At 44.3% G+C, this 26,678-nt stretch carries 24 protein-coding genes, 1 riboswitch and 1 other annotated feature; of the genes, 9 read left to right on the plus strand and 15 right to left on the minus strand.

Translation table 11 applies throughout. The annotated features are described in order from the left end of the window. Nucleotides 1–23 precede the first annotated feature (23 nt). The 6 genes from WMO28_RS09575 to WMO28_RS09600 all read right to left on the minus strand — a co-directional run bounded on the left by WMO28_RS09575 (nucleotide 24) and on the right by WMO28_RS09600 (nucleotide 7,636). Complete coding sequence (locus WMO28_RS09575) at nucleotides 24–680, minus strand: HAD hydrolase-like protein (RefSeq protein WP_178643177.1); 657 nt, start codon at nucleotides 678–680, stop codon at nucleotides 24–26. A 133-nt stretch (nucleotides 681–813) separates the two neighbouring features. After that, nucleotides 814–2,226: an amidophosphoribosyltransferase gene (locus WMO28_RS09580; RefSeq protein ID WP_349056809.1), complete on the minus strand. Its 1,413-nt coding sequence runs from the start codon at nucleotides 2,224–2,226 to the stop codon at nucleotides 814–816. Between the two features lie 176 nt (nucleotides 2,227–2,402). Further along, complete coding sequence (locus WMO28_RS09585; RefSeq protein ID WP_349056810.1) at nucleotides 2,403–2,870, minus strand: TspO/MBR family protein; 468 nt, start codon at nucleotides 2,868–2,870, stop codon at nucleotides 2,403–2,405. Nucleotides 2,871–3,048: 178 nt separating this feature from the next. After that, nucleotides 3,049–5,616 carry a heavy metal translocating P-type ATPase gene (locus tag WMO28_RS09590; protein WP_349056811.1) on the minus strand — a complete coding sequence of 856 codons (2,568 nt, stop codon included), beginning with the start codon at nucleotides 5,614–5,616 and terminating at the stop codon, nucleotides 3,049–3,051. Nucleotides 5,617–5,649: 33 nt separating this feature from the next. Beyond that, entirely contained in the window at nucleotides 5,650–5,961 is a 312-nt protein-coding gene (locus WMO28_RS09595) for a metal-sensing transcriptional repressor (RefSeq protein WP_178642606.1), read from the minus strand. 94 nt (nucleotides 5,962–6,055) lie between these two features. Continuing rightward, nucleotides 6,056–7,636: a PucR family transcriptional regulator gene (locus tag WMO28_RS09600; protein ID WP_349056812.1), complete on the minus strand. Its 1,581-nt coding sequence runs from the start codon at nucleotides 7,634–7,636 to the stop codon at nucleotides 6,056–6,058. A gap of 297 nt (nucleotides 7,637–7,933) precedes the next feature. Here WMO28_RS09600 and WMO28_RS09605 point away from each other — a divergent pair, with 297 nt between their 5' ends. Both WMO28_RS09605 and WMO28_RS09610 read left to right on the plus strand, forming a co-directional pair. Next, a complete protein-coding gene (locus tag WMO28_RS09605; RefSeq protein ID WP_349056814.1) occupies nucleotides 7,934–9,328 on the plus strand; it encodes an MFS transporter in 1,395 nt (464 codons plus the stop codon). A gap of 65 nt (nucleotides 9,329–9,393) precedes the next feature. Next, nucleotides 9,394–10,404 carry a uroporphyrinogen decarboxylase family protein gene (locus WMO28_RS09610; protein ID WP_119240025.1) on the plus strand — a complete coding sequence of 337 codons (1,011 nt, stop codon included), beginning with the start codon at nucleotides 9,394–9,396 and terminating at the stop codon, nucleotides 10,402–10,404. A gap of 82 nt (nucleotides 10,405–10,486) precedes the next feature. Here WMO28_RS09610 and miaB read toward each other — a convergent pair whose 3' ends face one another. The 7 genes from miaB to WMO28_RS09645 form a co-directional block, all read right to left on the minus strand. Then, nucleotides 10,487–11,884: a tRNA (N6-isopentenyl adenosine(37)-C2)-methylthiotransferase MiaB gene (gene miaB, locus WMO28_RS09615; protein ID WP_349056816.1), complete on the minus strand. Its 1,398-nt coding sequence runs from the start codon at nucleotides 11,882–11,884 to the stop codon at nucleotides 10,487–10,489. A 128-nt stretch (nucleotides 11,885–12,012) separates the two neighbouring features. Next, nucleotides 12,013–13,575: a cardiolipin synthase gene (gene cls / locus WMO28_RS09620; RefSeq protein ID WP_349056817.1), complete on the minus strand. Its 1,563-nt coding sequence runs from the start codon at nucleotides 13,573–13,575 to the stop codon at nucleotides 12,013–12,015. Nucleotides 13,576–13,658: 83 nt separating this feature from the next. Further along, nucleotides 13,659–13,835 (minus strand): 30S ribosomal protein S21, encoded by a 177-nt coding sequence (gene rpsU, locus WMO28_RS09625; RefSeq protein ID WP_004222305.1) that lies wholly within the window; start codon nucleotides 13,833–13,835, stop codon nucleotides 13,659–13,661. 166 nt (nucleotides 13,836–14,001) lie between these two features. Continuing rightward, nucleotides 14,002–16,644 (minus strand): alanine--tRNA ligase, encoded by a 2,643-nt coding sequence (gene alaS, locus WMO28_RS09630; RefSeq protein ID WP_349056818.1) that lies wholly within the window; start codon nucleotides 16,642–16,644, stop codon nucleotides 14,002–14,004. A 12-nt stretch (nucleotides 16,645–16,656) separates the two neighbouring features. Further along, nucleotides 16,657–17,883, minus strand: coding sequence for a tyrosine--tRNA ligase (gene tyrS / locus WMO28_RS09635; RefSeq protein ID WP_349056819.1), 1,227 nt, complete (start codon nucleotides 17,881–17,883; stop codon nucleotides 16,657–16,659). Between the two features lie 48 nt (nucleotides 17,884–17,931). Further along, nucleotides 17,932–18,201: a binding site (T-box leader), on the minus strand. 81 nt (nucleotides 18,202–18,282) lie between these two features. Next, nucleotides 18,283–18,762, minus strand: coding sequence for a ribonuclease HI (rnhA, locus tag WMO28_RS09640; protein WP_349056820.1), 480 nt, complete (start codon nucleotides 18,760–18,762; stop codon nucleotides 18,283–18,285). Between the two features lie 35 nt (nucleotides 18,763–18,797). Then, complete coding sequence (locus tag WMO28_RS09645) at nucleotides 18,798–20,075, minus strand: cell wall hydrolase (protein WP_349056821.1); 1,278 nt, start codon at nucleotides 20,073–20,075, stop codon at nucleotides 18,798–18,800. Nucleotides 20,076–20,257: 182 nt separating this feature from the next. On the opposite strand from WMO28_RS09645, the gene WMO28_RS09650 reads away from it, so the two are divergent. Beyond that, nucleotides 20,258–20,566 (plus strand): hypothetical protein, encoded by a 309-nt coding sequence (locus tag WMO28_RS09650; protein ID WP_349056822.1) that lies wholly within the window; start codon nucleotides 20,258–20,260, stop codon nucleotides 20,564–20,566. 81 nt (nucleotides 20,567–20,647) lie between these two features. Here WMO28_RS09650 and WMO28_RS09655 read toward each other — a convergent pair whose 3' ends face one another. Beyond that, complete coding sequence (locus tag WMO28_RS09655) at nucleotides 20,648–20,806, minus strand: hypothetical protein (protein ID WP_178643608.1); 159 nt, start codon at nucleotides 20,804–20,806, stop codon at nucleotides 20,648–20,650. A gap of 144 nt (nucleotides 20,807–20,950) precedes the next feature. Here WMO28_RS09655 and WMO28_RS09660 point away from each other — a divergent pair, with 144 nt between their 5' ends. The 6 genes from WMO28_RS09660 to folK all read left to right on the plus strand — a co-directional run bounded on the left by WMO28_RS09660 (nucleotide 20,951) and on the right by folK (nucleotide 24,691). Beyond that, nucleotides 20,951–21,307 carry a hypothetical protein gene (locus tag WMO28_RS09660; protein WP_349056823.1) on the plus strand — a complete coding sequence of 119 codons (357 nt, stop codon included), beginning with the start codon at nucleotides 20,951–20,953 and terminating at the stop codon, nucleotides 21,305–21,307. Then, nucleotides 21,304–21,579 (plus strand): hypothetical protein, encoded by a 276-nt coding sequence (locus tag WMO28_RS09665; RefSeq protein ID WP_349056824.1) that lies wholly within the window; start codon nucleotides 21,304–21,306, stop codon nucleotides 21,577–21,579. The genes WMO28_RS09660 and WMO28_RS09665 overlap by 4 nt, the downstream gene beginning before the upstream one ends. Before the next feature lie 185 nt (nucleotides 21,580–21,764). After that, a riboswitch (THF riboswitch) is annotated at nucleotides 21,765–21,861 on the plus strand. 145 nt (nucleotides 21,862–22,006) lie between these two features. Next, nucleotides 22,007–22,564, plus strand: coding sequence for a GTP cyclohydrolase I FolE (folE, locus tag WMO28_RS09670; RefSeq protein WP_178645338.1), 558 nt, complete (start codon nucleotides 22,007–22,009; stop codon nucleotides 22,562–22,564). Then, nucleotides 22,564–23,040 carry an HD domain-containing protein gene (locus WMO28_RS09675; protein WP_178645337.1) on the plus strand — a complete coding sequence of 159 codons (477 nt, stop codon included), beginning with the start codon at nucleotides 22,564–22,566 and terminating at the stop codon, nucleotides 23,038–23,040. The genes folE and WMO28_RS09675 overlap by 1 nt, the downstream gene beginning before the upstream one ends. 11 nt (nucleotides 23,041–23,051) lie before the next feature. Beyond that, nucleotides 23,052–23,858 (plus strand): dihydropteroate synthase, encoded by an 807-nt coding sequence (gene folP, locus WMO28_RS09680; protein ID WP_178645336.1) that lies wholly within the window; start codon nucleotides 23,052–23,054, stop codon nucleotides 23,856–23,858. 11 nt (nucleotides 23,859–23,869) lie between these two features. Further along, a complete protein-coding gene (folK, locus tag WMO28_RS09685; protein WP_349056826.1) occupies nucleotides 23,870–24,691 on the plus strand; it encodes a 2-amino-4-hydroxy-6-hydroxymethyldihydropteridine diphosphokinase in 822 nt (273 codons plus the stop codon). 249 nt (nucleotides 24,692–24,940) lie between these two features. On the opposite strand, the gene putP is transcribed toward folK, so the two are convergent. Then, nucleotides 24,941–26,473: a sodium/proline symporter PutP gene (putP, locus tag WMO28_RS09690; RefSeq protein WP_349056827.1), complete on the minus strand. Its 1,533-nt coding sequence runs from the start codon at nucleotides 26,471–26,473 to the stop codon at nucleotides 24,941–24,943. Nucleotides 26,474–26,678 lie beyond the last annotated feature (205 nt).

Consider the following 26,678-nt stretch of genomic DNA (forward strand, 5'->3'; position numbering starts at 1 on the left):
GTATCCTCCGTTTTTTATAAAATTTATCCAAAGTAATTCAAAAGCTCATTTAAAGAACTGCAGTAAACATCTGCCTTTTCTTTTAACTGAGCCTGATTCGGTTCGCCAAAAGGATCAAAGATCCCGGCAGTCTGGAATCCGGCATTTTTTGCTGTATTTAAAGCATATAAGGAATCCTCAACAACAAGGGTATCCTGTGGCCTGGTCTTCAAAAACTCGGCTGCAGTAAAGTATATTTCCGGTGAGTACTTGCTCGCGTTAATCTCACTTGTTGTATAGATCTTTTGTAAATAAGGAAGCAGATGATTTCTTTCCAGAGCTCTTCTCACATGCTCCCTGGGACTGGAGGTGGCTGCTGCTGCCGGAATTCCAAGCATATTCAGCTCACGCAAAAGCTCCTCTGCACTGGATTTTGCCTGTACTTCCTCAAAATAGTAGCTCTCTATCTGCTGCATCAGTGCCTGCATGATCGTTTCTTCCGAAGCTTCCATAGAAAATATATCCTTCAGCCAGGCAGCTCCCTGTTCCATACTCATGGGAAAAAGGATCTCGTCCATATCCGGAACCGGCTGATATCCGAGCTTTGTGATATAGCGCCTTCCAAGCTCCCTCCATATAGAAAGTGAATCCAGAAGTACTCCATCTACGTCAAAAATAACTGCTTTTATGGGGTATAGCATTTTTAACTCCTCATTTATATACGACAACAAAAACACGGATATGCCCCCAAAGACATATCCGCATCTTATTTTTTTATGGTTTTATTATAAGCTGTCAGAAAATGAAATGCAACGGGAAGTTTGCGGCACCGTTTTATTCTTTTCCGTTAAAACAGTATGTACATACATTACATGGATCGATACCAATAGACTCCAGAAGATCATCCAGTCTGTGATAACGGAGGGTGGTAAAGTTCTGCATCTTACAGATATCCTGTACCATCTGCTCATATCTCTCAGTATGTGGATCTGCATATTCATCCAGGATCTCCTGTGGGCAGTTCGGACCCTCTCTCTTTTCAATCACCTGGCGCGCGATCAGCTCCATCTCAGATTTTGAACGGGAGAAATTCAGGTATTTGCAGCCGTACATGATCGGCGGGCAGGCCGGACGTACATGGACTTCCTTCGCGCCGCTGCGATACAGGAATTCCGTTGTCTCACGAAGCTGTGTTCCACGGACGATGGAATCATCGATGAGCAGAAGTTTTTTTCCTTTGATAAGGGCACGAACAGGGATCAGCTTCATACGTGCGATCAGATTTCTCTGGTTCTGATTGGTGGGCATGAAGGATCTTGGCCAGGTCGGTGTATATTTGATAAACGGTCTTGCGTAAGGAATTCCGGATTCATTAGCATAACCGATAGCATGAGCGATACCGGAATCCGGAACACCGGCTACAATATCCGGATGAACAGAATCGCCATCTCTTTTTGCAAGCATGCTTCCACAGCGGTAGCGCATTTCCTCTACATTAACGCCTTCATAGGCTGCAGTGGGATAGCCGTAATATACCCAGAGGAAGGAACAGATCTTCATTTTCTTTCCGGGCTCTACCAGCGTTTTTACGCCATCTGCTGTAACAAAAACGATCTCACCAGGTCCCAGCTCTTTATAGTCCTCATATCCCAAATTAATGTACGCATGACTCTCGAAGGAGAGGCAGTACGAGCCTTCTTTATGGCCGATCTCCACAGGGGTACGTCCCATCTTGTCACGGGCAGCATAGATTCCGTCTTGCGTCATAAGAAGCAGTGTCATGGAGCCATCGATCAGACCCTGCACATACTGGATACCTTCCACGAAATTGTCTTTTTCACAGATCAGGGCAGCGATGAGTTCTGTTACATTGACGGTTCCGTTTGTCATTTCCTGGAAATGTACCTTAGTAGTGTCATACATTCTCTGTAAAAGCTCATCATAATTGTTAATCTTTCCCACAAATGTGAGGGCAAAGCTTCCGATCCGGGAGCTGAAAAGAAGTGGCTGCGGTTCATAATCAGAAATACATCCGATTCCCATATTTCCTTTCATGGAACCTACATCGCCGTCAAATTTCGTACGGAAAGGTGTGTTCTCAATGTTGTGAATGGCACGGTCGAATCCATTTTCACCGTAAACTGCCATTCCGCCACGACGTGTTCCCAGATGGGAGTGATAATCTACTCCGTAAAAAAGTTCCAGTACGCAGTCTTCTTTTGATGCTACTCCAAAAAATCCGCTCATAATGTGCTCCTCTCTGCTTCCATAGTTTAACGATTCTTTATTTTTCGTACATCCATAATCGTTTTTCAGTATAGCATACGGTACAGAAAAATAACAATTAATTCAGAGGATATTTCGTCTTTTTCAAAATAAATCATAAGGATATTAGCCATATTTATAAAAGATTTCTGCTTTTTCTAATTCCACAGTGCAATAAAAAGATTCAGATATCCGGCAAACGTCAGCCATATAATATACGGAATCATCAGATAGACAGCTTTTTTGGAAAATCCTGCAAATACACGAATACACCAATATACCAGTCCCCACAGAAGAAGCAGCCACAACAAGGCAAATGTATACCAGCCGGCACCAAAAAAGAAAAACGGCCATAAAAAGTTTACCGCAAGCTGAATCCCATATAAAGTAAGTGCCTGGTTTCTGGCTTTGCTTTCCGGTCTGGACGCGACCAGCCAGGATGCAGTTCCCATCATGATAAACAAGATCGTCCACACAACAAGGAACAACCATCCCGGCGGAGATAAAGGTGGTTTGTCAAGCCTGGCAAATACCTTCATTCCATTTCTTGTAAAAAATCCCGAAACTGCACCTGTAGCCAACGGCACTGCTATACAGGTTATCAGCTTTTTGGTTTCTTTCTTCAAAAAACATCCTTCCTTTCCTCTCATCCAATGAGTTTCATGTAAAAGGGTTATTTAACAGCCTGTTATTTTTTGATTTAGTATATTTCCGGAACCGGATTTTTATACATAAAGAAACAGCCCTGCTTTTTACACAGAGCTGCTTCTTTACAAAAAATTTATTAAAGGGATTGGGATTCACTTATTCCTGTGTGATGCCTTTGAACTCGTAGCCGGCTTCTTTGATCACTTCTTCAACCCTGGCCTCATTAACCTTCTCCGGTGCAGTGAATACGGTTGTTCCGCTCTCGTGGGAAGATACCACATCCTCAGCACCAAAAGCTGCCTGGATTGCTTTGTTTACATGTGCCTCACAGTGACCGCACATCATTCCTTCTACATTAACTGTTACTTTTACCATAGTTTTTGTCTCCTTTTCCTGTTTTTTATTTTCTTTATTTTCATCATGACTGATGTTTAAAGCTACCGGATTTTTCAGTGCCTTATCACGGGCTGTGCTGTGAACCTTGAACAGATTCAGTCGAAGTGCATTGGTTACCACACAGAAGCTTGACAGACTCATTGCCGCAGCACCGAACATCGGATTCAGTGTCCAGCCGAAGATCGGGATCCATACACCTGCTGCTAGGGGAATACCGATCACATTGTAGAAAAATGCCCAGAAAAGATTCTCGTGGATATTCCGAAGTGTGGCACGGCTCAGACGAACTGCAGCCGGAACATCACTTAAGCGACTCTTCATCAGAACAACATCGGCCGCATCAATGGCAATGTCTGTTCCTGCTCCGATGGCGATTCCGATATCTGCCCTTGTAAGTGCAGGTGCATCGTTGATACCATCGCCTACCATGGCAACCTTACCCTGTTCTTTCAGTGAGCGGATCACGCTCTCCTTTCCGTCAGGAAGAACTCCTGCGATCACATCGTCAACGCCAGCCTGCGCCCCGATAGCTCTTGCTGTCCGCTCATTATCACCGGTCAGCATCACCACACGGATTCCCATATTCTGAAGCTCTTTTACCGCACGCGGGCTGTCCTCCTTGATCACATCTGCCACTGCGATGATTCCCAGAAGCTTTCCGTTTCTGGTAAAAAGAAGCGGCGTTTTTCCCTGTTCCGCAAGTGCTTCGGCTTTTGCCTGAAGATCTGACGGAACACGGGTCTGGCTGCTGATAAATTTCATACTTCCGCCTGTCAGCGTGTCATTTCCAAGCACTGCTGAAAGACCGTTACCCGGAAGTGCCTGGAATCCGGTAACCTCTTCCGGAACCAGCTTCTCTTCCTCGGCTTTTTTCAGAACAGCTTTTGCAAGGGGATGCTCGCTTTTTTTCTCCAGGGCACAGGCAAGTGTGAGAAGTTCTTTCTCTATAATGCTCTGTGCAGGCAGAATATCTGTCACTTCCGGCTGACCGCTTGTGATCGTTCCTGTTTTATCCAGCGCAACGATCTGGACTTTTCCCGCTTCTTCAAGGGAAACCGCTGTTTTAAAGAGGATTCCGTTTTTGGCGCCCATACCGTTTCCTACCATAATAGCAACCGGCGTTGCAAGACCAAGTGCACACGGGCAGCTGATAACCAGAACAGAAATGCCTCTTGCCAGCGCATAACCAAAGCTCTGTCCGACCAGAAGCCAAATGATCGTCGTGATCACGGCAATGGTAATTACGGCCGGAACGAACACTCCGGAAACACGGTCTGCAATCTTGGCAATAGGAGCTTTTGTAGCGGCTGCATCACTGACCATTTTTATGATCTGGGAAAGTGTGGTATCCTCTCCCACACGGGTAGCTTCACATTTAATGAATCCAGACTGGTTGACTGTTGCCGCGGAAACCATATCTCCGGTTTCTTTATCTACCGGAATACTCTCACCGGTCAGTGCAGATTCATTGACTGCGGTAGTACCTTCCAGGATCACACCATCCACAGGAATGTTCTCACCCGGACGTACAACAAAGATCTCACCTTTCTGTACCTGTTCAATAGGGACGTTAAGTTCCTGCCCGTTTCGTACTACAACTGCTGTTTTCGGTGCCAGCTTCATCAGGCTTTTCAGGGCATCGGTGGTCTTACCCTTTGAGCGGGCTTCCAGCATTTTTCCTACAGTGATCAGTGTCAGGATCATGGCTGCGGATTCAAAATAGAAATCCATCATGTAATTCATGACTGCTGCAGAATCTCCATCTACCTGTGCTCTCGTCATGGCAAACAGTGCATAAACACTCCATACAAAGGATGCCATGGAGCCAAGTGCTACCAGGGTATCCATGTTCGGGGAACGATGCCAGAGACTCTTAAAACCGCTGATAAAGAATTTCTGGTTGATCACCATGATAATTCCTGCAAGAAGCAGCTGTACCAGTCCCATGGCTACATGATTATCATCAAACCATTTCGGCAACGGCCATCCCCACATCATATGTCCCATGGAAAAGTACATCAGAACAAGCAAAAAACCTACTGATGCAATAAGACGCCTTTTCAAAACAGGTGTCTCATGATCTTCCAGTGCTTCCTCGGCCGCTGACATGGAAATTTTTTCGCCGGCGGCACCTTTCAGGGAAGCTCCGTAGCCTGCCGCTTCCACTGCCTTTATGATGTCCTGTGCAGATGCGCTTCCCTCCACTCCCATGGAGTTGGTAAGAAGGCTCACCGAACAGCTGGCCACACCGGGAACTTTGGATACGGCTTTTTCTACCCGGGCAGAGCAGGCTGCACAGCTCATACCAGTTACGTTATATTGTTCCATTCTCTCTTAATATCCTCCTAAAATATATTATCCCTATTTCATCAGCTTCTGGAGGGTTGCTACAAGCTCATCGATCGTCTCGTCCTTACCTTCCCGGATATCTCTGGCAACGCAGGTACGGATATGGGTGGCAAGCAGCTCTTTATTAAAAGCATTGACTGCGGCATTGACCGCTGCGGACTGGATCAGGATATCGTTGCAGTAAGCATCATTCTCCATCATTCCTATGATGCCCCTGATCTGTCCTTCAATACGTTTCAGACGGTTGATCAGCTTCTTCTTCTCCTCCTCGGAACGTACAGTGTGTTTCTCACTGCAGCAGGGACAGGCTTTTTTTTCAGTCACAGGCTGTCACTCCTTTCTCTTTCAAAATACCCTCATGGGGTATTCGCTTTACATGGAACAATATATACCCTCATGGGGTATTTGTCAATACCTGTCAGGAAAAAGTTTTTGTACCTTCCATCAGACAATAGGACAGCTGAAGGATCAGCCGTTCTTTGGGATCGTCAAGATTGATCTTTGTCAATTGGGTGATCCTCTCTATCCTGTAGAAAAGAGAACTTCTGTGTATGAAAAGAGCTTTTGCTGTCTGAAGTGCATTTCGTTCCAGCTTGAGATAGATCTTCAGGGTTTTATACAGCTCCGTATTATTTTTGCTGTCATAATCCTTCAGCACATGCAGAGCATGGGAACACAAAAGCTTCGGCGAAAGATTTTCACCCGCTTCTTCCAGAATGTATTCCAGAAAATATTCGTCAAAGCGGTGACACCAGATCATGCTGTCGTATTTTTCGCCAAGATAAAGCGCTGTTTTTGCCTGAAAATACCCCTGGGGAAGCTGAAAAAAATCTGCAAGTTCTGCACTTGCCCCCATTTTAAATAGTCCTTCTCTTAAAATAATCGCCAGTCCGCTGATCACCTGAGCAACACTGGAATTCTCAAAAGAAAGATTGACGATCACCACGATTCCCTGCTGATAGATAAAGGCCCTGCCTTCCGGAATCTGGGATTCAATATGTCCCAGTGTTGCAACCGAGGAATGCATTTTTTCATCCAGCTGTTCTGCCTCCAGCCGCAGGCAGAGATAACGGTCCGTTCTGTTCCAGTTAAGAAAATACAGAAAGTCCTGAACCTTGGCCGGATCTGAGATCTTTCCATCCAGAAAATCCGTAAAAAAGCGTCGGGTATCTGTTCCCAGATTCAGATGAAACAGATTGTGGTGCTGAATGCAAAGCTCAATAAAATTACCAAGATACTGTAATGCCGCAAAATTCCCAGGATGAAACGCGGTCTGGATCTCATTTACGCACAGCCGCCCCTCATAGCTTCCATTTACCCAGAGATTCCTATACAGGATGCGATACCCCCTGAGATCCTCATTGTAAATATCAGGTCCTTTTGTGGAAAGTGTTCTTAAGTATTCCAGATCCACTTTAAACTCATGGATCAGATTCAGAGGAACCATCATCCTTCCGGTTCTGGAGTCTCTCTCCCATACAGACATGGGACCTGTTCTGTAAGGACAGGCCAGAATATAGAAATTCGTATCATGAGCAAAAAGAGGATTCTTAAATATGGGAACACTTGCTTCCAGCATATTGTCCAGAGGCGCTTCACTATTCAGGGAAAGCTGCAGCTTTCTGTCCCATTCTCTGTATTTCTCAAAGACCTGCTGTGCAGAATTCATGATTCCGGCAAACTGTTCCTGCCGACCTACCATAAGTACAACACAGCTTTCATGAAAATTGTGATAGTCTGTCTGTCCTGCAATAAGAAACGTTCTGTTTTCATAATGACAGAATTCTTCTGTAACCTGTGAGGCAGTCGCAAGATAAATATAATTTTCGGATAAAGTGATTTCTTTCTGAAACAAACGGACACCTGTCAGCCGGTAAGGATCTTCTCTTCCAAACAGGGCAGTCTCTGCAAAAGAATCCGCAAATTCGTCAATTAGAATCTGGCCATTCAAAAGAAACCTTTCGGATATATTGTCATAATCATTACTGTTATTGTGCATTTTTTCTCCTTTTACTTCCTGTCATTTCGATCATTTGTACAATTATAACATAAATATTTATGAAATACAGTATTGTTTTTTGTATAAGTTTACATCTCTGATTGTACAAAACGTCTGAATACATTCATAAAAAATGAAACCCTCTGCGGATTTACGGACCATTTATTCTGCTGTATACTTGTCCCATCAAAAGAAATCCAGGATCACGGGAAAGTGATCCGCAAGTACTCGCGACGTGCTTTATGTGCTTTATTATGAAACCGGAAACTGTTTTTTTGGATAACAGGGGGGATTTTTATGGGAAATGAAAAAAAAGAAACCGGACGCAAAAAAGGTCTCAGCAACGCACTGAAGTACTTTTTCGGAGTCGGAGACGCAGGCTTTGTCCTGATGAGTAATATCGAAACTTTTTACTTTATGACATTCCTTACTGACCTGGCTCAGTTCAGTGCCGGAATCGCAGGTGTGATCAATTCTGTTTTTACTATTGTAGATGCCTGTCTTTCCTGGCTGTACGGAGGAATTATCAACGGCACGAAAGCAAAAAAATGGGGACGCTACCGTTCCTGGCTGATCCTGGTTCCGTGGATGGTCCCGTTCCTGTACGCATTCATGTTCATCCGCATCAGTGATAACGAGATCTTATCCGCAATCGTGATCATTATCGCATCCATTTCTTCACACGTTGTATGGAATTTCAGTTATGTTGCAAACGCAACACTGATCAGCGTTGTAGGAAAAACTCCTGAGGAAAGAGCAATTCTTGCTTCTTCCCGTGCAACCTGGAATAATGTAGGCGGACTTCTGTTCTCCTATCTGGGACTTCCTTTTGCAACACTGCTGGCAGGCTACGTAGGCGAGAAAAACAAATTTGCAGCTGCCGCGTTCTGTCTGGGCGTACTTATGGTAGTCACCTATTTTGCACATTTCAAAATGACCGAAGGATATGAAGAGATCGAAACAGCAGCTACAGGAAAAGCAAATGACAAGACCAAGGTTTCCATTCCGGAAATGTTTGCTTCTCTTTTCCAGAATCCACCTCTTATGGTCCTGATGCTGGCTGACCTGGCTAAATGGTGTGTAAAATTCGTAACTGCCGCATCTGCAATCTACTATTTCCGCGATGCCATGGGAAATCCGGGATTAATGGTGACTTATACCTTCTGTATCTCTCTCGGTGCGATCATCGGAGCATTTACCATGCGTTTTATCGCAAAAGCACTTTCTTCTCGTACAACCATGATCGTGGCTTACGGCGGTATGGCGGCAGCATTGTTTATGATCTATCTTTTCTATGGAAATGCCTATACAGTTATCGGTCTTATGACTCTGGCACAGGTATTTTATGGAATGGCTTTTGCAGCTTCTCCTGCTCTGTATGCAGATACGGTTGTCTATGCCACATGGAAAAGCGGTAAGGATGCTTCCGGATGGATCATGGGACTTCAGAATCTTCCACTTAAGGTTGCTGTTTTCCTTCGAGGAACTATCTTAAGTGCCTGCCTGGTCGCAGTAGGCTGGAAATCCGGTGTTGTCCTGGAAGGCGCAGCACGCCAGGGAATGACCATTGCTTTCGCACTGGTTCCTGCTATCTTCTGCCTTGTGGGAATGATCCTTCTTCTTGTAGGATTCCGGATCACCAAGGATAAGGTTGCTTTTTATCAGTCAGAGATTGATGCAAGAAAAAATTGATATTTAACAGGATGTTAAACATAAGACATAAATTTTAAGACGTTTTTATAAAGGAGGAATTGTTTATGTTATCAGCAAAAGAGAATTTTCTGGAAACGATCAAACCGGACGGAAAACCGGATCGTCTTGTAAAACAATATGAAGGTGCTGTTTTTTATCCGCCTAACCCAGCAGCATCCTATATTCGTGGCAACCGTCATCCGGGTATGGATCCTCTGATCGACCGTTTTGGTACTGAAATCCTGTGGCCTGCAAATCAGGTTGCTGCCATGCCACATGTTACTGACAAAAACAAGGTGATCAGCGACATCACCGAATGGAAGGAACAGCTTGTGATGCCGGATCTTCAGGCAAACTGCTCCGATCCTGCTCTCTGGGAGCCTTTTATCAAAAAGGCTGATGAAATCCGCGCAAACGGTGACCTTGTTATGGCCTTCATGCCTACCGGTGTATTCGAAAGACTTCATTTTCTTATGGGCTTCGAGGATATGCTGATGAATTATCTTCTGGAACCGGAAGATATGATGGATCTCTGTAATGCCATCGGCGAATACCGTTTCCAGTATATGAAGCTGATCGTTGATTATATCAAACCGGATGTAATGCTGTCCCATGATGACTGGGGCTCCAAGCATTCTCTCTTTATCAGCCCGGAAACCTGGCGTGAATTTATCAAGCCACAGTATGCAAAAACCTATAAATACATGAAGGATCATGGTGTGATCGTCATGCATCACGCTGATTCTTTCCTGGAGCCGATCATTGAAGATATGGTAGATCTTGGCATTGATATATGGCAGGGAGCTTTGCCGGAAAATGATATTCCGAAGCTTCAGAAACAACTGAACGGCAGAATGACTCTGATGGGCGGTATTGATGCTGCCATCGTTGACCGCGCTGATTCCACAGAAGAAGAAATCCGCAAGGAAGTAAGAAGAGCCTGCCAGAGCTATGGCCCTGGTGGTCATTTCATCCCGTGTATCACTTATGGCGGTCCGGGATGCCTGTATAAGCATGTGGACCCGATCATTGATGACGAGATTGATAAATACAACAAAGAAGTTTATGGTGTTTAACCAGATGTCAAATAAAAAAGGCAAATAAAAAAAGGAGACTGATCCGTATATGGTCAGTCTCCTCTTTTTTTATTTTCTGTTCTTATTCCTCTACCATATGGCCGAAGTAATAAAATCCTTTGCAGGTATCCAGGCTTACATTGACATATTTGCCGATAAGCTCTTTATCTCCCGGGAAATGTACAAGCAGGTTGTGCTGGGTACGCCCTGTAAGTGTTCCCTTCTCACGGTTCTCATCTTCCACCAGAATCTCCTGTACTGTTCCTGTAAAACGCGCTGAATTTTCGCGTCCCTTCTCCTGTACCAGGGCAAGCAGACGGCTGAAACGGTCTTTCACAATGTCTTCCGGTACCTGATTCTCCATTCCTGCTGCTGGTGTTCCGCTTCGTCTAGAATAGATAAAGGTAAATGCTGTATCGTAGTTGGCTTTTCTTACAACATCCAAAGTTTCCTGGAAGTCCTCTTCTGTCTCACCCGGGAAACCTACCATGATATCTGTTGTCAGGGAAATATCCGGAATGGCCTTTCGGATATTCTCTACAAGCTCAAGGTATTTCTCTTTATCATAACGGCGGTTCATCTCTTTTAAGACTCTGCTGCTTCCGGACTGCAGAGGAAGATGCAGGTGATGGCAGATCTTCTGGCTTTCAGCCATTGTCTGGATCAGCTCATCTGAAAGATCCTTCGGATGGGAAGTCATGAAACGGATCCTCTTCAGACCGTCGATCTTCTCCACTTCTTTAAGTAACTGGGCGAATGTCACCGGTGTTTCCAGTGTTTTTCCATAGGAGTTTACGTTCTGGCCAAGAAGCATGATCTCTGTGACACCATCGGCAACCAGTTCCTCAATCTCGCGAAGGATTGCCTGCGGCTCACGGCTCTTCTCACGGCCACGTACATACGGCACGATACAGTAGCTGCAGAAGTTATTACAGCCGAACATAACGCTGACACCGGTCTTGAACGGATACTTACGTGAAGTTGGCATTCCCTCTACGATCTCATCGGATTCCTTCCAGATATCAATGATCTGGTCATCTGTCTGCAGGGCTCTGTAAAAAAGCTCCGGGAATTTATGAATGTTATGAGTTCCGAATACAAGATTGACATATTTGTAATCTTTGCGGATCTTTTCTACTACGTGATGCTCCTGCATCATGCAGCCAAACAGTACGATCTTCATATTCGGATGATTACGCTTGATGCTCTTGAGATGGCCCAGATGTCCGTAAATCTTCTGGTTGGCATTCTCGCGGACTGTGCAGGTATTAAATACAACAGCATCCGCATCCTCGGTATCTACCATCTCATATCCCATCTTCTGCATGATGGCTGCAATGGATTCTGTCTGTATGGAATTCATCTGACATCCTTCATTCTGAATGTGGAAAGTAGGACATCGTGTACTGTTCTCTGAAAGGAGCTCTTTACATTTCTCAATGTACTGAAGCTGGATCTCTGATTCTTTATTCTGGCTCAAATCGATTCCTCCAATAAATTTATTATTTATTTTTATGTAATTTTTTTGTCAGACAATATCAGACGGGAGTTCGTTGAGCTCCCGTCTGATATATCATACAGAAATTACGGTTGTCTGTCAAAGAGTTTTTACAGTAATGGTGCAAAAACTCTCAGCACATTCTGCATGAACCGTACTGCAATGTTTCTCTTCAGGCAGAACTCCAGACTGACGCTGCTACAGTAGTCCAGGGTTTCCAGAAAATCATTGCGGATATCCAGGACTACATCATTCTTATACATCCACACGCCATCTTCAAAATGAAGGTAAAGACTACGATAATCCAGGTTAATGGTTCCCACAACGCCGACCTTATCGTCACAGACAAAGGATTTCGCATGGAGAAAACCCGGCTGATACTCATAGATCTTCACTCCGGCCTCCAGAAGCTGTTTATAATAAGACTGTGTCAGAAGAAAAACCATTTTTTTATCCGGAATTCCCGGTGTCATGATCCTGACATCCACGCCGCTTTTTGCCGCAAGGCAGAGTGCGGTCATCATCTCGTTGTCGATGATCAGATATGGCGTACAGATATAAACATATCTTTTTGCCCGGTTAATGATATTAAGGTAGACGTTCTCTCCTACGACCTCATCGTCCAGCGGGGAATCGCAAAACGGCTGTACATAGCCATTTCCCTCGAATGCTTCCGGATGCCATTTGTGAGGTACATATTCTCCAAAATCAGCCGAAGTATCCGTCCTGGAAACAATTCCCCACATATACAGAAACATAGCCGTCATATTCCAGACGCCTTCGCCTTTCAGCATTACAGCCGTATCCTTCCAGTGACCGAACCGTTTCCTCTGGTTGATATATTCGTCTGCGAGATTGATCCCGCCGGTAAAACCTGTCCAGCCATCGATCACACAGATTTTCCGGTGATCACGGTTATTCTGGATAATGTTCAGGATCGGACGGAAAGGATTGAACACCTGACATTTGATCCCACGTTCACGCATTTCCTCGTAATATTTATAAGGTAATGTGGTAAGACAGCCAAATCCATCATAGATCAGCCGGACATCCACGCCCTCTTTTGCTTTTCGCTCGAGGATATTCAGGATCGTCTGCCACATGACTCCGTCATTAATAATGAAATATTCGATAAATATAAAATGCTTCGCCTGCTCCAGTTCATGCACAAGAACCGGAAACATGTCATCGCCTACCTGGAAATATTCGGCAGAAGTATTTTCGTGAACGGGATAGCGCGAATAATGCCATATATAATCCGATTGCAAAGCCATGGACCTGTCATCTTCTTCCAGATGCTGTCTGGTAGATTCTGAACCATCCAGAAATTCCGAGGTCTCATCGATCAGTTTCTGGTATTGCTGTTCCATTACGGTTCCCAGTCGTGATTTACCAAACAGAAGATACAGAGAAACACCAAATACCGGAAAAACAAGGATCAGCATTGTCCATGCCAGCTTATAATAAGGATTGATCTGTCTGTTTACGATCCACAGAACAACAAATGCTCCTATGATCTGCATCCCGATCGTGACCCATCTGGAGTATTCCATCAGCCGGAATAATGCAATCAGCAGCCACGCCAGCTGTACGATCAGGGCAAGGGCTACATAAAAAATTCGATTAAACAGCAATTTCAGCAGTGATCGTAACGGTTTGATAATTAAATTCATACTTTTTCCTTTTTTGTCAAACTGTTTAAGTCCGCTTTTAATTAAAAATCCCTGACTACACAGCCAGGGATTTTTGCGCACAATTAATTATATTTACGTTTTCTTGCGGCTTCAGATTTTTTCTTACGACGAACGCTTGGCTTCTCGTAATGCTCTCTCTTACGGATTTCCTGCTGGATTCCCGCCTTTGCACAGCTTCTCTTGAATCTGCGAAGAGCGCTATCTAAAGTCTCGTTCTCTTTTACGATAACGTTTGACATAGACTCACACCTAACCTCCCTCCAGTTGTAGATTGTGCTAAAATACAACTGTCTGGGTATTTTTCTTGCACGACTGTTATTATATATCATAACACAAGGTTTCGTCAACAACTTTTCGCGATTTTTATGAAAAATTTGTCAAAAATGTAAGTTTCGAATATTTTGCTTATTTTGTAAGCTGTTTTTCGAGGATACCTGCTGCTGCGTCCATGGCTTCCTGAGCTTTCTCCGGATTCTTGCCGCCGGCCTGTGCCATGTTCGGACGTCCACCGCCGCCACCGCCAACGATAGCTGCCACAGCTTTTATCAGGTTACCTGCATGAGCACCTGCTTTCTGTGCGGCATCTGTTGCCATTGCGAGAAGGTTTACCTTTCCTCCGTTTACAGCAGCAAGAAGAACAACACCCTCTCCAATCTGCTCTTTCAGCTTATCACCAAGGTCTCGGAGACCGTTCATATCCACACCGTCAACTTTTGCAGCCAGAAGCTTCACACCGTTTACTTCAGCGACTTTGTCCATAACATCGCCAAGTGCGCTCTGTGCAGCTTTGCTCTTGAGGGATTCGTTTTCGCTCTGAAGAGCTTTTACCTCTGCCTGAAGATGACCAATCTTTTCTACTACTTCTGAAGTGTTTGCCTTTAAAGCTTTTGCAGCTTCATGAAGAAGCTCTTCCTGTTTTCTGTAATAGTCGATAACTGCTTTGCCGGTAAGTGCCTCGATACGGCGGACACCTGCTGCGATACCGGATTCAGAAACGATCTTGAACAGCAAGATGGAGCTTGTGTTCTTTACATGTGTACCACCGCAGAGCTCTTTGGAAAAGTCTCCCATGGATACCACACGTACCTTCTGGTCGTATTTCTCACCGAAAAGAGCCATTGCTCCGGATTTCTTTGCCTCTTCTACATCCATGATATCTGTGCGTACCTCAAGGCCTGCCTGGATCTCCTTGTTTACAAGATCCTCTGCTGCCTGGATCTCCTCAGCTGTCATAGCCTGGAAATGAGTAAAGTCAAAACGAAGTCTGTCCGGTGTTACAAGAGAGCCCTTTTGCTCTACATGGGAACCAAGAACTGTCTTGAGTGCTTTCTGAAGAAGATGTGTTGCACTGTGGTTCTTCTCAGTATCTTTTCTTGCTTCTTCATTTACTTTGAGGGAAACAGTCTCTCCTGTGGAGATCATTCCGGATTCCATATGGCCAACATGACCGAATTTACCGCCACGAAGCTTGATGGTGTCCTCAACGATAAATTTACCGTTTGCAGTCTCGATCACACCGGTATCACCTTCCTGACCACCCATAGTTGCATAGAACGGAGTCTGCTCTACAAATACAGTTCCCTTCTGTCCTTCTGTAAGAGAGTCTGCAATCTCTGTCTCTGTAGTAAGAACCGTCACTTTAGAATCAAATGTGAGATGATCATATCCGACAAATTCTGTTGTTACATTCACATCGATCTCATCGTATACGGTTGCATCTGCCCCCATATAGTTGGTTACTTCACGTGCGCTGCGGGCTTTGACTCTCTGCTCTTCCATAGCCTTCTGGAAGCCATCCTCGTCAATGCCGTAGCCCTTCTCCTCAAGGATCTCCTTTGTAAGATCAAGCGGGAATCCGTAAGTATCATAAAGTTTGAACGCATTGTCTCCGGAAAGAGTCTTCTCGCCTGCTTTCTTCATATTCTCTTCCATATCTGCGAGAATACGAAGTCCCTGGTCGATCGTCTTGTTGAACTGGTTCTCCTCATTGGTCAGAACACGGAAGATGAATTCCTTCTTCTCCTCAAGCTCCGGATAACCTGACTTGGAGCTCTCAATCACCTGCTCACTTAATCTGGCAAGGAAGGTTCCCTCTATGCCAAGAAGACGTCCGTGGCGGGCAGCGCGACGGATCAGACGGCGGAGAACATATCCACGTCCCTCATTAGTCGGCATGATTCCGTCAGAGATCATAAATGTTGCAGAACGGATATGGTCTGTAATCAGACGGATGGAAACATCATCTGCATAATTTTTCTCATATTCTTTATGTGCGATCTCGCATACAAGATTACGAAGTGCACAAATTGTATCTACATCAAAAATAGAATCTACGTCCTGAACAATTACAGCAAGTCGTTCAAGTCCCATACCTGTATCAATGTTTTTCTGTTTCAGTGTAGTGTAATTTCCGTTTCCGTCGTTCTCAAACTGTGTGAAAACGTTGTTCCATACTTCCATATAACGGTCGCAGTCACAGCCTACTGTACAGCCAGGTTTGCCACAGCCGTATTTCTCACCACGGTCATAGTAGATCTCGGAACATGGACCACATGGACCTGCACCGTGTTCCCAGAAGTTGTCTTCTTTTCCGAAACGGAAAATACGGTCTTCCGGAATACCGATTTCTTTGTTCCAGATAGCAAATGCTTCATCATCATCCAGATAAATGGACGGATAAAGACGATTTGGATCAAGTCCGACTACCTCTGTAAGAAATTCCCATGACCAGTGAATTGCTTCTGTCTTAAAGTAATCTCCAAAAGAGAAGTTACCAAGCATCTCAAAGAAAGTACCATGGCGGGCAGTCTTACCTACGTTCTCGATGTCACCTGTACGGATACATTTCTGGCAGGTAGAAACTCTTGTTCTCGGCGGTTTCTCAGCACCTGTAAAATATGGTTTCAGCGGAGCCATACCTGCATTGATCAGCAGAAGGCTCTTGTCTCCCTGTGGAACCAGGGAAAAGCTTTTCATTACAAGATGTCCCTTGCTCTCCATAAAATCAAGGAACATCTTACGAAGCTCATTCACTCCGTACTTTTTCATGTTGTTATCCTCCTATTTTACACAGATTTTTTTAAATTTCTTTTTACCTCGTTTAAGAACGATTCCTTCGCCTGCGAAAGCATCTTTCTCAACTGCGTGGTAGATATCTGTGATCTTCTCTCCATCAAGAGATACTCCACCCTGCTGGATCGCACGGCGACCCTCAGAACGGCTTGGTACAAGCTCAGCTTTTACGAGAAGTGTGATCAGATCGATCTTTCCTTCTTCATTAAAATCTTCCTCTGCAAGCTCAGTTGTCGGCATATGAGAAGTATCCACTCCTGAGAAAAGTGCACGGGCACCTTCCTGAGCTTTCTTGGCTTCTTCCTCACCATGAACAAGCTCGGTAAGCTGGTAAGCAAGAACTTCTTTTGCCTTGTTCAGCTCACTGCCTTCCCATTTAGCCATCTCGTCGATCTCCTCAAGCGGAAGGAAGGTGAGAAGACGCATACATTTGATAACGTCTGCATCATCAACATTTCTCCAGTACTGATAGAAATCAAACGGAGAAGTCTTATTCGGATCAAGCCATACAGCACCGGACTGGGTTTTTCCCATTTTTTTGCCCTCGGAATTGAGAAGCAGGGTGATCGTCATGGCATATGCGTCCTTGCCAAGTTTACGACGGATCAGTTCTGTACCGCCAAGCATGTTACTCCACTGATCGTCTCCACCGAACTGCATATTACAGCCGTATTTCTGATACAGCATGTAGAAATCATAGCTCTGCATGATCATATAGTTGAATTCCAGGAAGCTTAAGCCTCTCTCCATACGCTGCTTGTAACACTCAGCTGTAAGCATACGGTTTACGGAAAAGTGAGCACCTACCTCACGGAGAAGCTCTACATAATTAAGATTCATAAGCCAGTCAGCATTGTTTACCATAAGTGCTTTTCCATCGGAAAAATCGATAAAACGGCTCATCTGCTGTTTGAAACAGTCGATATTGTGCTGGATTGTCTCTTTCGTCAGCATCTGACGCATATCTGTTCTTCCGGATGGATCTCCGATCATTCCGGTCCCACCGCCTAACAGTGCGATCGGACGGTTGCCTGCCATCTGCAGTCTCTTCATCAGGCAGAGAGCCATGAAGTGTCCAACATGAAGGCTGTCTGCGGTAGGATCAAAGCCGATATAAAATGTGGCCTTACCGTTGTTAACCAGATCCTTGATCTCTTCTTCGTCTGTAACCTGCGCGATCAGGCCACGTGCTTTCAGTTCTTCCCAAACTGTCATTATTCTTTCCTCCTGTATAGTCGATATAAAAAAGCCCGGTTTCTGTCCGTTTAGGACGAGAACCGGGTCCCGTGTTACCACCTAAATTTACAGAAAACTCGCATTTCCTGCCTCATCAAGTGAGCCTATATCCTGTTATCTAATACGATATAAAATCACTTCAGCACGATAACGGACGCCATTCCGTCGCAGCCTACTCAAAAAACTTCGGTGCGCAGCTCCGGGATGTATTCACAAAAGTTCTGCCCTGCGCCTCTCACCTTCCGGCTGCTCTCTGTAGGTTTCCCTCAGGCTACTTCTTCCCTTCCAAGCCTTTTACTATACTATATGAAGTATACAAACTGCCTTTTTGTTTGTCAAGGAATTTTGGATGTGCTTTGACAACTTAAAGTGACAAAATTACCCATTTAGGCCTTCATCTGTATAAAGCTCGCTTCCATCAGCGGCCGAAGTTGCAAGCTGGTCACAACGTTCATTTAACGGGTTATCCGCATGGCCTTTCACCCAGTGAAAACTTACCTGGTGCTGTTCTTTTGCTTTCAGAAGCCGCTTCCAGAGATCCTGATTCTTGACATCTTCGTTTTTTCCACGTTTCCAGTTCTTCTTCAGCCAGGAATCGATCCAGTGCTGGTTAAAAGCATCCACCAGATATTTGGAATCGGAATAAAGCTCCACCTGACAGGGGCGTGTAAGTGCCTCCAGTGCAACAATCGCAGCCATCAGCTCCATTCGATTGTTGGTAGTTTTTTTATAACCCCTGAACAGCTCTCTCTCGTGGAGCTGTCCTTTGGTGTCAATATACTGGAGTATGGCTCCGTATCCTCCTGGTCCGTCCGGGTTTCCCCTAGCTGCACCGTCGGTATAGATTTTTACCTGCATTTTCTCTTTTTCTCCTTATTTATGTTTTGTGGATTTTATACCCAGTCTACAAAAAAGGTATGATCTTTATATACTTCATACTTCACCTTGCTGAAATTCAGCGGCTGTTTCTTGAAGTAGCTGTTCATCATGAAGTACATATAATTAAAATCTTTCTGTTTAAAACCACTCAATGTTCTAGGTTTTCCATTTTTTACATGATTTTTAAAAATAGTCATAGCCTCTCTTGCAGCCTGATATGCAAGGGTACGGTTCTCAAAATTTCCATTGAGGCGTTTCAACAGTGCACCGTCACGGACTACTGAATACTGTGCCGTTGTAGTTCCCGGAATACTCTCATAGATCACGCCACGGATCGTTGACGGAAATTCCTTATCAGATTTGATCGTACGGTTCAGAACGCAAAGTGCTACCGCTTCCATACCGATCTTTCCCTGATTTCCCGCTTCTGACTCGCACAGGGCAGCCAGAAGTGCTTCATCTGTTACCTTGCCATTGGCGATTCCCGAATGGCTCTTATATTCCTTGACCATGGTATAATAACGGCTGTTTTTGGTATCATATACTTTAATGTTTCCATTACTCAGCGTCTGATTCGGACGTGAAGTGCTGCTGCCCTTAACAGTCGCGACACCATCGGAAGCGATCGTATAAGTCACACCGCTGACCGTTACAGTTGTGCTGACAGCCATTGCTCCATTTGATTTAAAATAATATTTCTTGCCGTCAATGGTCTTCAGGCCGGTACTCATGAATCCGGTGGTTTTGTCAAAATAATATGTGATTTTTTTTGATGTGTTATTAAGCCATCCAGTAGCCATTACTCCAGATTTACTGTAGAAGTACCGTTTCTGTCCTTTGCTGTTTGTCATCCAGCCGGTAGCCATTACTCCTTCACCACTTGTAAAGTAATATTTATTACCTTTACTGTCTGTCATCCAGCCTCTCGTCAGCTTACCGGTTTTCGTATTAAAATATCGTTTGTGATTCTTGGAATCTGTCAGCCAGCCAGTTACCATGACGCCTTTTTTACTTGTGAAATAATAGGTTTTCTTGCCACTCACCTTAAGCCAGCCTTTAACCTGAACTCCTGTTGTCTTACTGAAATAATACTTATATTTTCCTAATGTCAGCCAGCCTTTCTGCTTACTTCCGTCACTTTTTATGTAATAGGTTTTTCCGCTGATCGTCTTAAAACCGGCTGTAGCAGCCTGAACCTCTGTTTCAGAATGCAGAAGAAAAGTACATCCCATGATCAAAAGTGCAGTCAGCAAAAGCCCTTTCAGCCATTTTTTATTTTTGAAGTTTTTCATAATTTTCCCCATTTCTTTTTTACAGATATCGAAATAACCGGCTCTGTTTCTAAAAAATTACAAAATTGTTACATTGCGTTTATTATATCGTAACGAATAAATGCTGTCAACTTTTTTGTAACCCGGGACAACTCATGTCCGTATTATGAAAGTGTAAAACAAAATTTGCGGAGGACTTATTGATGAGTGACTTAGCTGCTACAAACTGCGGATGTGCAAATGATTGCGGATGTGATTCTGGCTGTGGATGCGGCAATTCCTGCGGCTGCAACAATGGATGTGGATGTGGCAATGGCGGATTTCCTGCTTTTAATAATGGAGGAAATTCCTGCTCCTGCATTCTCTGGATCATCTGTCTTCTGTGCTGCTGCGGAAACGGAAACAATTCCTGTGGCTGCAACAATGGATGTAATGACAGTTGCTGGATCATCATCCTTCTTCTGCTCTGCTGCGGAAATAATGGCTGGGGCGGATGCAATAACTGCTGCTGAAATTTCTGAACTGCTCAAAAAAGGGCTGCCAGATCGTGGCGGCCCTTTTCTTAAAATTACGAAAATTTGATCCATCTGCTTCTATTTCCTGTTATTGTCTATATTCTGCTGGCGTTTTTTCGGAAATGACTTTTGGGACTTCGCCTGAAGTTTTTTTTTCTTTTCCTCCATACAATCCAGATCGATTTCATAAAAAGCATTTCCATCTATCACAAGCTTCTGATTCTTTTCTTTTTCCATATCTGATCTCCTTAAATTTTTCTTTCTATATAAAATGCTGCGGATCTCGGAATCTTTCACTCCTGTTTTATAATATGGCAATACCTAGATTTCTGTCATATTTGTTTCAAAAAAATCATAGATTTCAGGAAAAAGGACTTTTTTATGGAACAGGATTTTATCGCAAGAACTGCTCTTGATGAACTGGTAGAAAGTGACCAGGATCAGATCATAAAAGCTATGGTTCCATATCTGCCAGCTTCCGGACAGCAGTTCTTGTCAGTGTATGCAAAAACCCGTGAGCTTATGAACACCATGGCACTTTTTCATGGACAAAAAAATCGTGCCGATATGCAGGCGGCCGGTGTTTCGGGAACAGATCCGCTTTCCATGCTTCAGGATATACGTAAATGTTGTGGCGGAGAAAGCCGCAGGCAAATCGATCACATTACAAGTCTTATCGCCACCATACAGATGATGAAGATCATGAACGAAGATCCTCCAGGAGGTGAAAATCCATGAGTGATGACTGGAAAAACGATCCAAAACTGTCCCAAATGGATTCCCGGAAGCTTGCCATGCTTCAAAATCTTGCAGATCAGGGACTTGGAAAAAATCCCTCTGAGCTTCTGCCATTTATTATGAGTGCAGCATCCCGGGGAAAAAATGCAGGATTAAATTTCAGTTCTGAGGAGATTTCCACGATCATCGATGTGATCAAAGCCGGAAAAAGTCCGGCTGAAGCAGCAAGGCTTGACCGTATCGTAAATCTGATGAAAATGATACAGCGGTAATTTTTTCTTTCCCGGAACAGATTGTATTTGTTCCGGGAATATTTTCATCTCAAATTCTATAGAAATCACGTCAAAATTTATAAAATATACCCATTCTTTTTGTGCACTTTTTGACAATTTTTTATCATTTTTTCTCTTTCTTATTATATCAGTATATGATATACTTGTCCGTGAAATGAATGATATGCAAAATAGGGCTTTATGCGTCAAGTGTTTGGCGAATGGGGAGTTGTCGCCAGAACGAAAAGTACGTCTTACGGTATGAAGCTCGCACCCGTTGCAGCAATATAAGAGAATATCTCATATTGTGTAGGGCTTTTTTCGACATACGTTCTATTACAATTGGAGATATCTTTTTTTATGCTCAAAAATAAAAAAGACAGTCTCCGAAAGCTGTGATTTATTTAACAAATGGAGGTTGTTATTTATGGTAGACAAAGCAAAGGTTGAAGAGGCAATCAAGCTTCTTCTCGAGGGAATCGGTGAAGATGTTGACAGAGAAGGTCTGCAGGGTACTCCTGAGCGCATCGCCCGTATGTGCGAGGAAATTTACGGCGGACTTGACAAAGAGGCGGATGAATATCTTCAGAAACAGTTCCATGTAGAAAACAATGAAATGGTTCTTGAAAAAGATATTACTTTTTATTCCATGTGTGAGCACCATCTGATGCCTTTTTACGGAAAAGCCCATGTCGCATATATTCCAAACGGAAAAGTTACCGGACTGAGCAAACTGGCCCGCACCGTTGATCTTTATGCAAGAAGACCTCAGATTCAGGAGCGCCTTACCGTTCAGATTGCAGATGCACTGGAAAGAGTTCTTGATCCGAAGGGCATCATGATCATGCTGGAGGCTGAACATACCTGTATGACCATGCGTGGAATCAAAAAACCGGGAAGTAAGACGATCACCACGGTTACCCGTGGTGAATTCAAAGAAAACATGGAACTTCAGAAACAGTTCCTCGCCATGGTCAAAGACTGATGGACAGAGTGAATCAGATCTGGAACCATCCTTTATACCAGCAAGAGCTTCAGAAGCTTCAGATTCTGGAAAAGGACAGAGAATTCTGCAGACATACACCGGAGCATTTTCTGGATGTTGCAAGGCTTGCTTATATCGAAGCTCTTGAACATGGATATTCTGTCACAAAAGAAATGATCTACTGTACTGCTCTTCTTCATGATATCGGCCGTGCCAGACAATATGAGGATGGTACTCCTCATGATGAAGCCGGTGCTGTTATTGCCCAGCAGATTCTTTCAGAGATCGGCTTTTCCTCTGAAGAAACAGAGGCTATTGTCTCAGCGATCCGTGGACACCGCGCACAGACGGAACAGTCTCTTCTGGGAAAAATGATCTATACAGCAGACAAAAGATCCAGAAACTGTTTTTCCTGTAAGTCGGAGCCGGAATGCTACTGGGCTCCTGTGAAAAAAAATATGACGATCCAATATTAGGAGGTTTTTCCATGAAAATCGGAAATCGTGAATTTGATGTAAAAAATAAAACATATATCATGGGTATCTTGAATGTCACACCGGACTCTTTTTCAGACGGCGGCAAATGGAATGATATGGACCATGCCCTGAAACACACAGAGGCCATGATCGCAGAGGGTGCGGACATTCTGGATATCGGCGGCGAATCTACCCGTCCGGGACATACTCCGGTAAGTGCCCAGGAAGAGATCGAGCGTGTACTGCCAGTGATCGAGGCTGTAAAGAGCCGTTTTGATATCCCGATCTCTGTGGATACATACAAGGGCTGTGTTGCGGAGGAATCCCTGAAACATGGTGCTGATCTTATCAACGATATCTGGGGACTGAAATATGATCCTGAGATGGCTCCTGTTATTGCAAAATATCAGGCTCCGTGCTGTCTGATGCACAATAAAGACAATACAGATTACAATAACTTCATTGTGGACATGCTTGCAGAAACGCAGGAATGTGTCAACATTGCCAAACGTGCAGGTATTGCTGACGATAAGATTATTCTTGATCCGGGTGTCGGCTTTGGAAAAACCTACGAGATGAATCTGAGGACTATGGATAATCTGGAGCTTTTCCAGAAGCTTGGCTATCCGGTACTTCTTGGTACCTCCAGAAAATCCATGATTGGTCTTGCTCTTGACCTTCCGGTTGACCAGCGTGTAGAGGGAACTCTTGCCACAACTGTGATCGGAATCATGAAAGGCTGTGCTTTTGTCCGTGTTCACGACATCAAAGAAAACAAACGCGTGATCAAGATGACAGAAGCAATCCTTGGACGTTAGGAGGTCTTTGGATGGATAAAATCGAAATCAGAGATCTGGAAATTTTTGCAAATCATGGTGTATTTCCTGAAGAAACCGCACTTGGACAGAAATTTGTAGTTTCTACTGTCATGTATACAGAAACGCGTCCGGCCGGTCTTAAGGACGATCTTTCTCTGTCAATCAATTATGGAGAGGTCAGCCATATGATCACAGAGTTTCTTCAGAAAAACACTTACAAACTTCTTGAAACAGCTTCTGAGAAGCTGGCAGAAATGCTGCTTCTCTCTCTTCCGCTTCTGAAAAAAGTTACGGTCCGTATTGAGAAACCGTGGGCGCCTGTCGGTCTTCCGCTTAAAACCGTAGCTGTGGAGATCACCCGGGAATGGCACACTGCTTATATTGCTTTTGGGTCCAATATGGGAGATAAGAAAAAATATCTGGATGATGCGATCCAGGGACTTCGTGATATGAAAGAGATCGTTGTCGAGAAAGTTTCTGACTATCTTGTAACAGAACCTTATGGCGGTGTGGAACAGGATAAATTCCTGAATGGTGCATTACGTGTGCGTACACTTCTTTCACCGGAGGAGCTGCTTGACAGACTGCATGTGTTAGAACAGGCTGCTGACAGGAAACGGATTGTTCACTGGGGTCCCCGGACTCTGGATCTGGATATCCTGTTTTATGATGATCTGGTGATCGATACGGAGGAGCTTCATGTGCCTCATATCGATATGGAGAACCGTGATTTTGTGCTGAAGCCTATGGTGGAGATTGCTCCGTATTTGAGACATCCGGTGCTGAACCTGACGATGGAGCAGTTGTTAAAAAAACTTGAGGAAAAAAATTAGTGTTTTTTTGAAAAAAAATAAAACCATGGGGAAGGGAGGCATTCATAGTTGCGAAGGCCATTTCCCTTCCCCACACCCCTTCCCTCTGGCCACGCTTAAAACATTTGAGCGTGGTAATTTGTTGGTAAATAATATCAAAAGCCCGATACAGATGTCCTTGACTGCGATCTGTATCGGGCTTTTGGTGTTTGACGGTAGATGTTGATAACGTCAGATAATCAATCTTTCTAGTAAATAAAATTTCTAATTTTATTTACTATTTACTAAATCGAATTCGTCGGTGATTTCTTTTGAGGGGGCCTTGGTTAAAAGGCTTACTATGATGTTTGCAGCGATGGCGATCAGGAAGGCTGGGAGGAGTTCGTAGATTCCCCAAGCTCCGCCTAGTTTGCTGATTCCGTATTTCCAGATGAATACCATGGAACCGCCGCAGATCATTCCTGCCAGTGCGCCCTGCCAGTTGGACCGTCTCCAGAACAATGCCAGGAGTACTACGGGACCGAATACGGCGCCGAAGCCGGCCCAGGCGAAGGATACGATCGTGAAGACGGAGCTGTTCGGGTCACGGGCGATGAACATGGCTACTACTGCGATCAGAAGCAGGGTGATCTTGTCTGCCATCATGCTTTCTTTCTTTGTTTCCTTGTCTTTCAGGATGCTTCCGAGAAGATCGGAGGAAACGGCACTGGAAGCTGCAAGGAGCTGTGAATCTGCTGTTGACATGGTTGAAGCCAGGATTCCCGCAAGAATAAGACCTGCAAGGATTGCAGCAAGTACACCATGCTGACTTAAAAGATTTGCGATCTGTACGATGATCGTTTCTGATGCAGAGCCTTCCAGAAGAGTAAACTCTCCGGCTGCTGTCATTCCGAGACCTACCACACCGATCAGTACTGCTACTGCCAGAGAGATCACAACCCATGTAGTTGCTACTCTTCTGGAAAGTGTAAGCTTCTCCTCATTCTCGATTGCCATAAAGCGAAGCAGGATATGTGGCATACCGAAGTATCCAAGTCCCCAGGCAAGCATGGAAATGATGTTCAGAAGCGGATAAGCCTGTTCGGTTCCTGTTGTGGGATCATATGTAGTAAACATAGTCAGATAGCCAGGCAGGGATCTTGCATGGTCTGCAACTGTCTCAATACCACCTGCTGTGCTGATTCCAAATACAAACACGATCACAAGCGCGATAGACATAATAATACTCTGGATAAAGTCTGTGGTAGAAGCCGCAAGGAAACCGCCTAACGTAGTATATCCAACGATAACCAGTGCACTGATGATCATGGCCGGCAGATATTTTACTCCGAAAAGGCTGGAGAACAACTTACCACATGCTGCAAAGCCCGATGCTGTATATGGAATAAAAAAGATCACAATGAAAATAGCTCCGATGGATTGCAGAATCTTCTTCTCATCACGATAACGGTTGCTGAAGAAAGATGGCAATGTAATGGAGTTGCCTGCTACATGTGTGTAACGACGGATTCTCTTTGCCACGATTCTCCAGTTTACATAGGTTCCAATTGCAAGGCCGATTGCTGTCCAGCCGGCATCTGCGATACCGGTAAGATATGCAAGTCCCGGCAATCCCATCAGAAGCCAGCTGCTCATATCAGAGGCCTCTGCACTCATAGCCGTTACCAGCGGTCCAAGCTTTCTTCCTCCAAGATAAAAATCAGAGCTGTCATTATTGTTCTTGGAACACAGATAACCCACAAAGATCATTGCGCCCAGGTAAACGATGATAGCTGCCATTATACAAATATGTGCTGTTGTCATAATTCTCTCCCTTCCATGTTCCCGCTGGAAACAGAGAAACAATAAAATTCTCTATCTCACCACAGGTATACACATATTTATAAATTTTATTATATTAACTTTAGAAAGTAAAGAGGATTTTGCATTTTTTTGTATAAAAATACGTTATAAGTCAAGAAAAGAGCCGGATTTCTTAAGAATTCCAGCTCTTTTACTATCTTAATCT

Source organism: Blautia aquisgranensis (assembly GCF_040096615.1).
In the GTDB taxonomy this organism is placed as follows: domain Bacteria; phylum Bacillota; class Clostridia; order Lachnospirales; family Lachnospiraceae; genus Blautia_A; species Blautia_A aquisgranensis.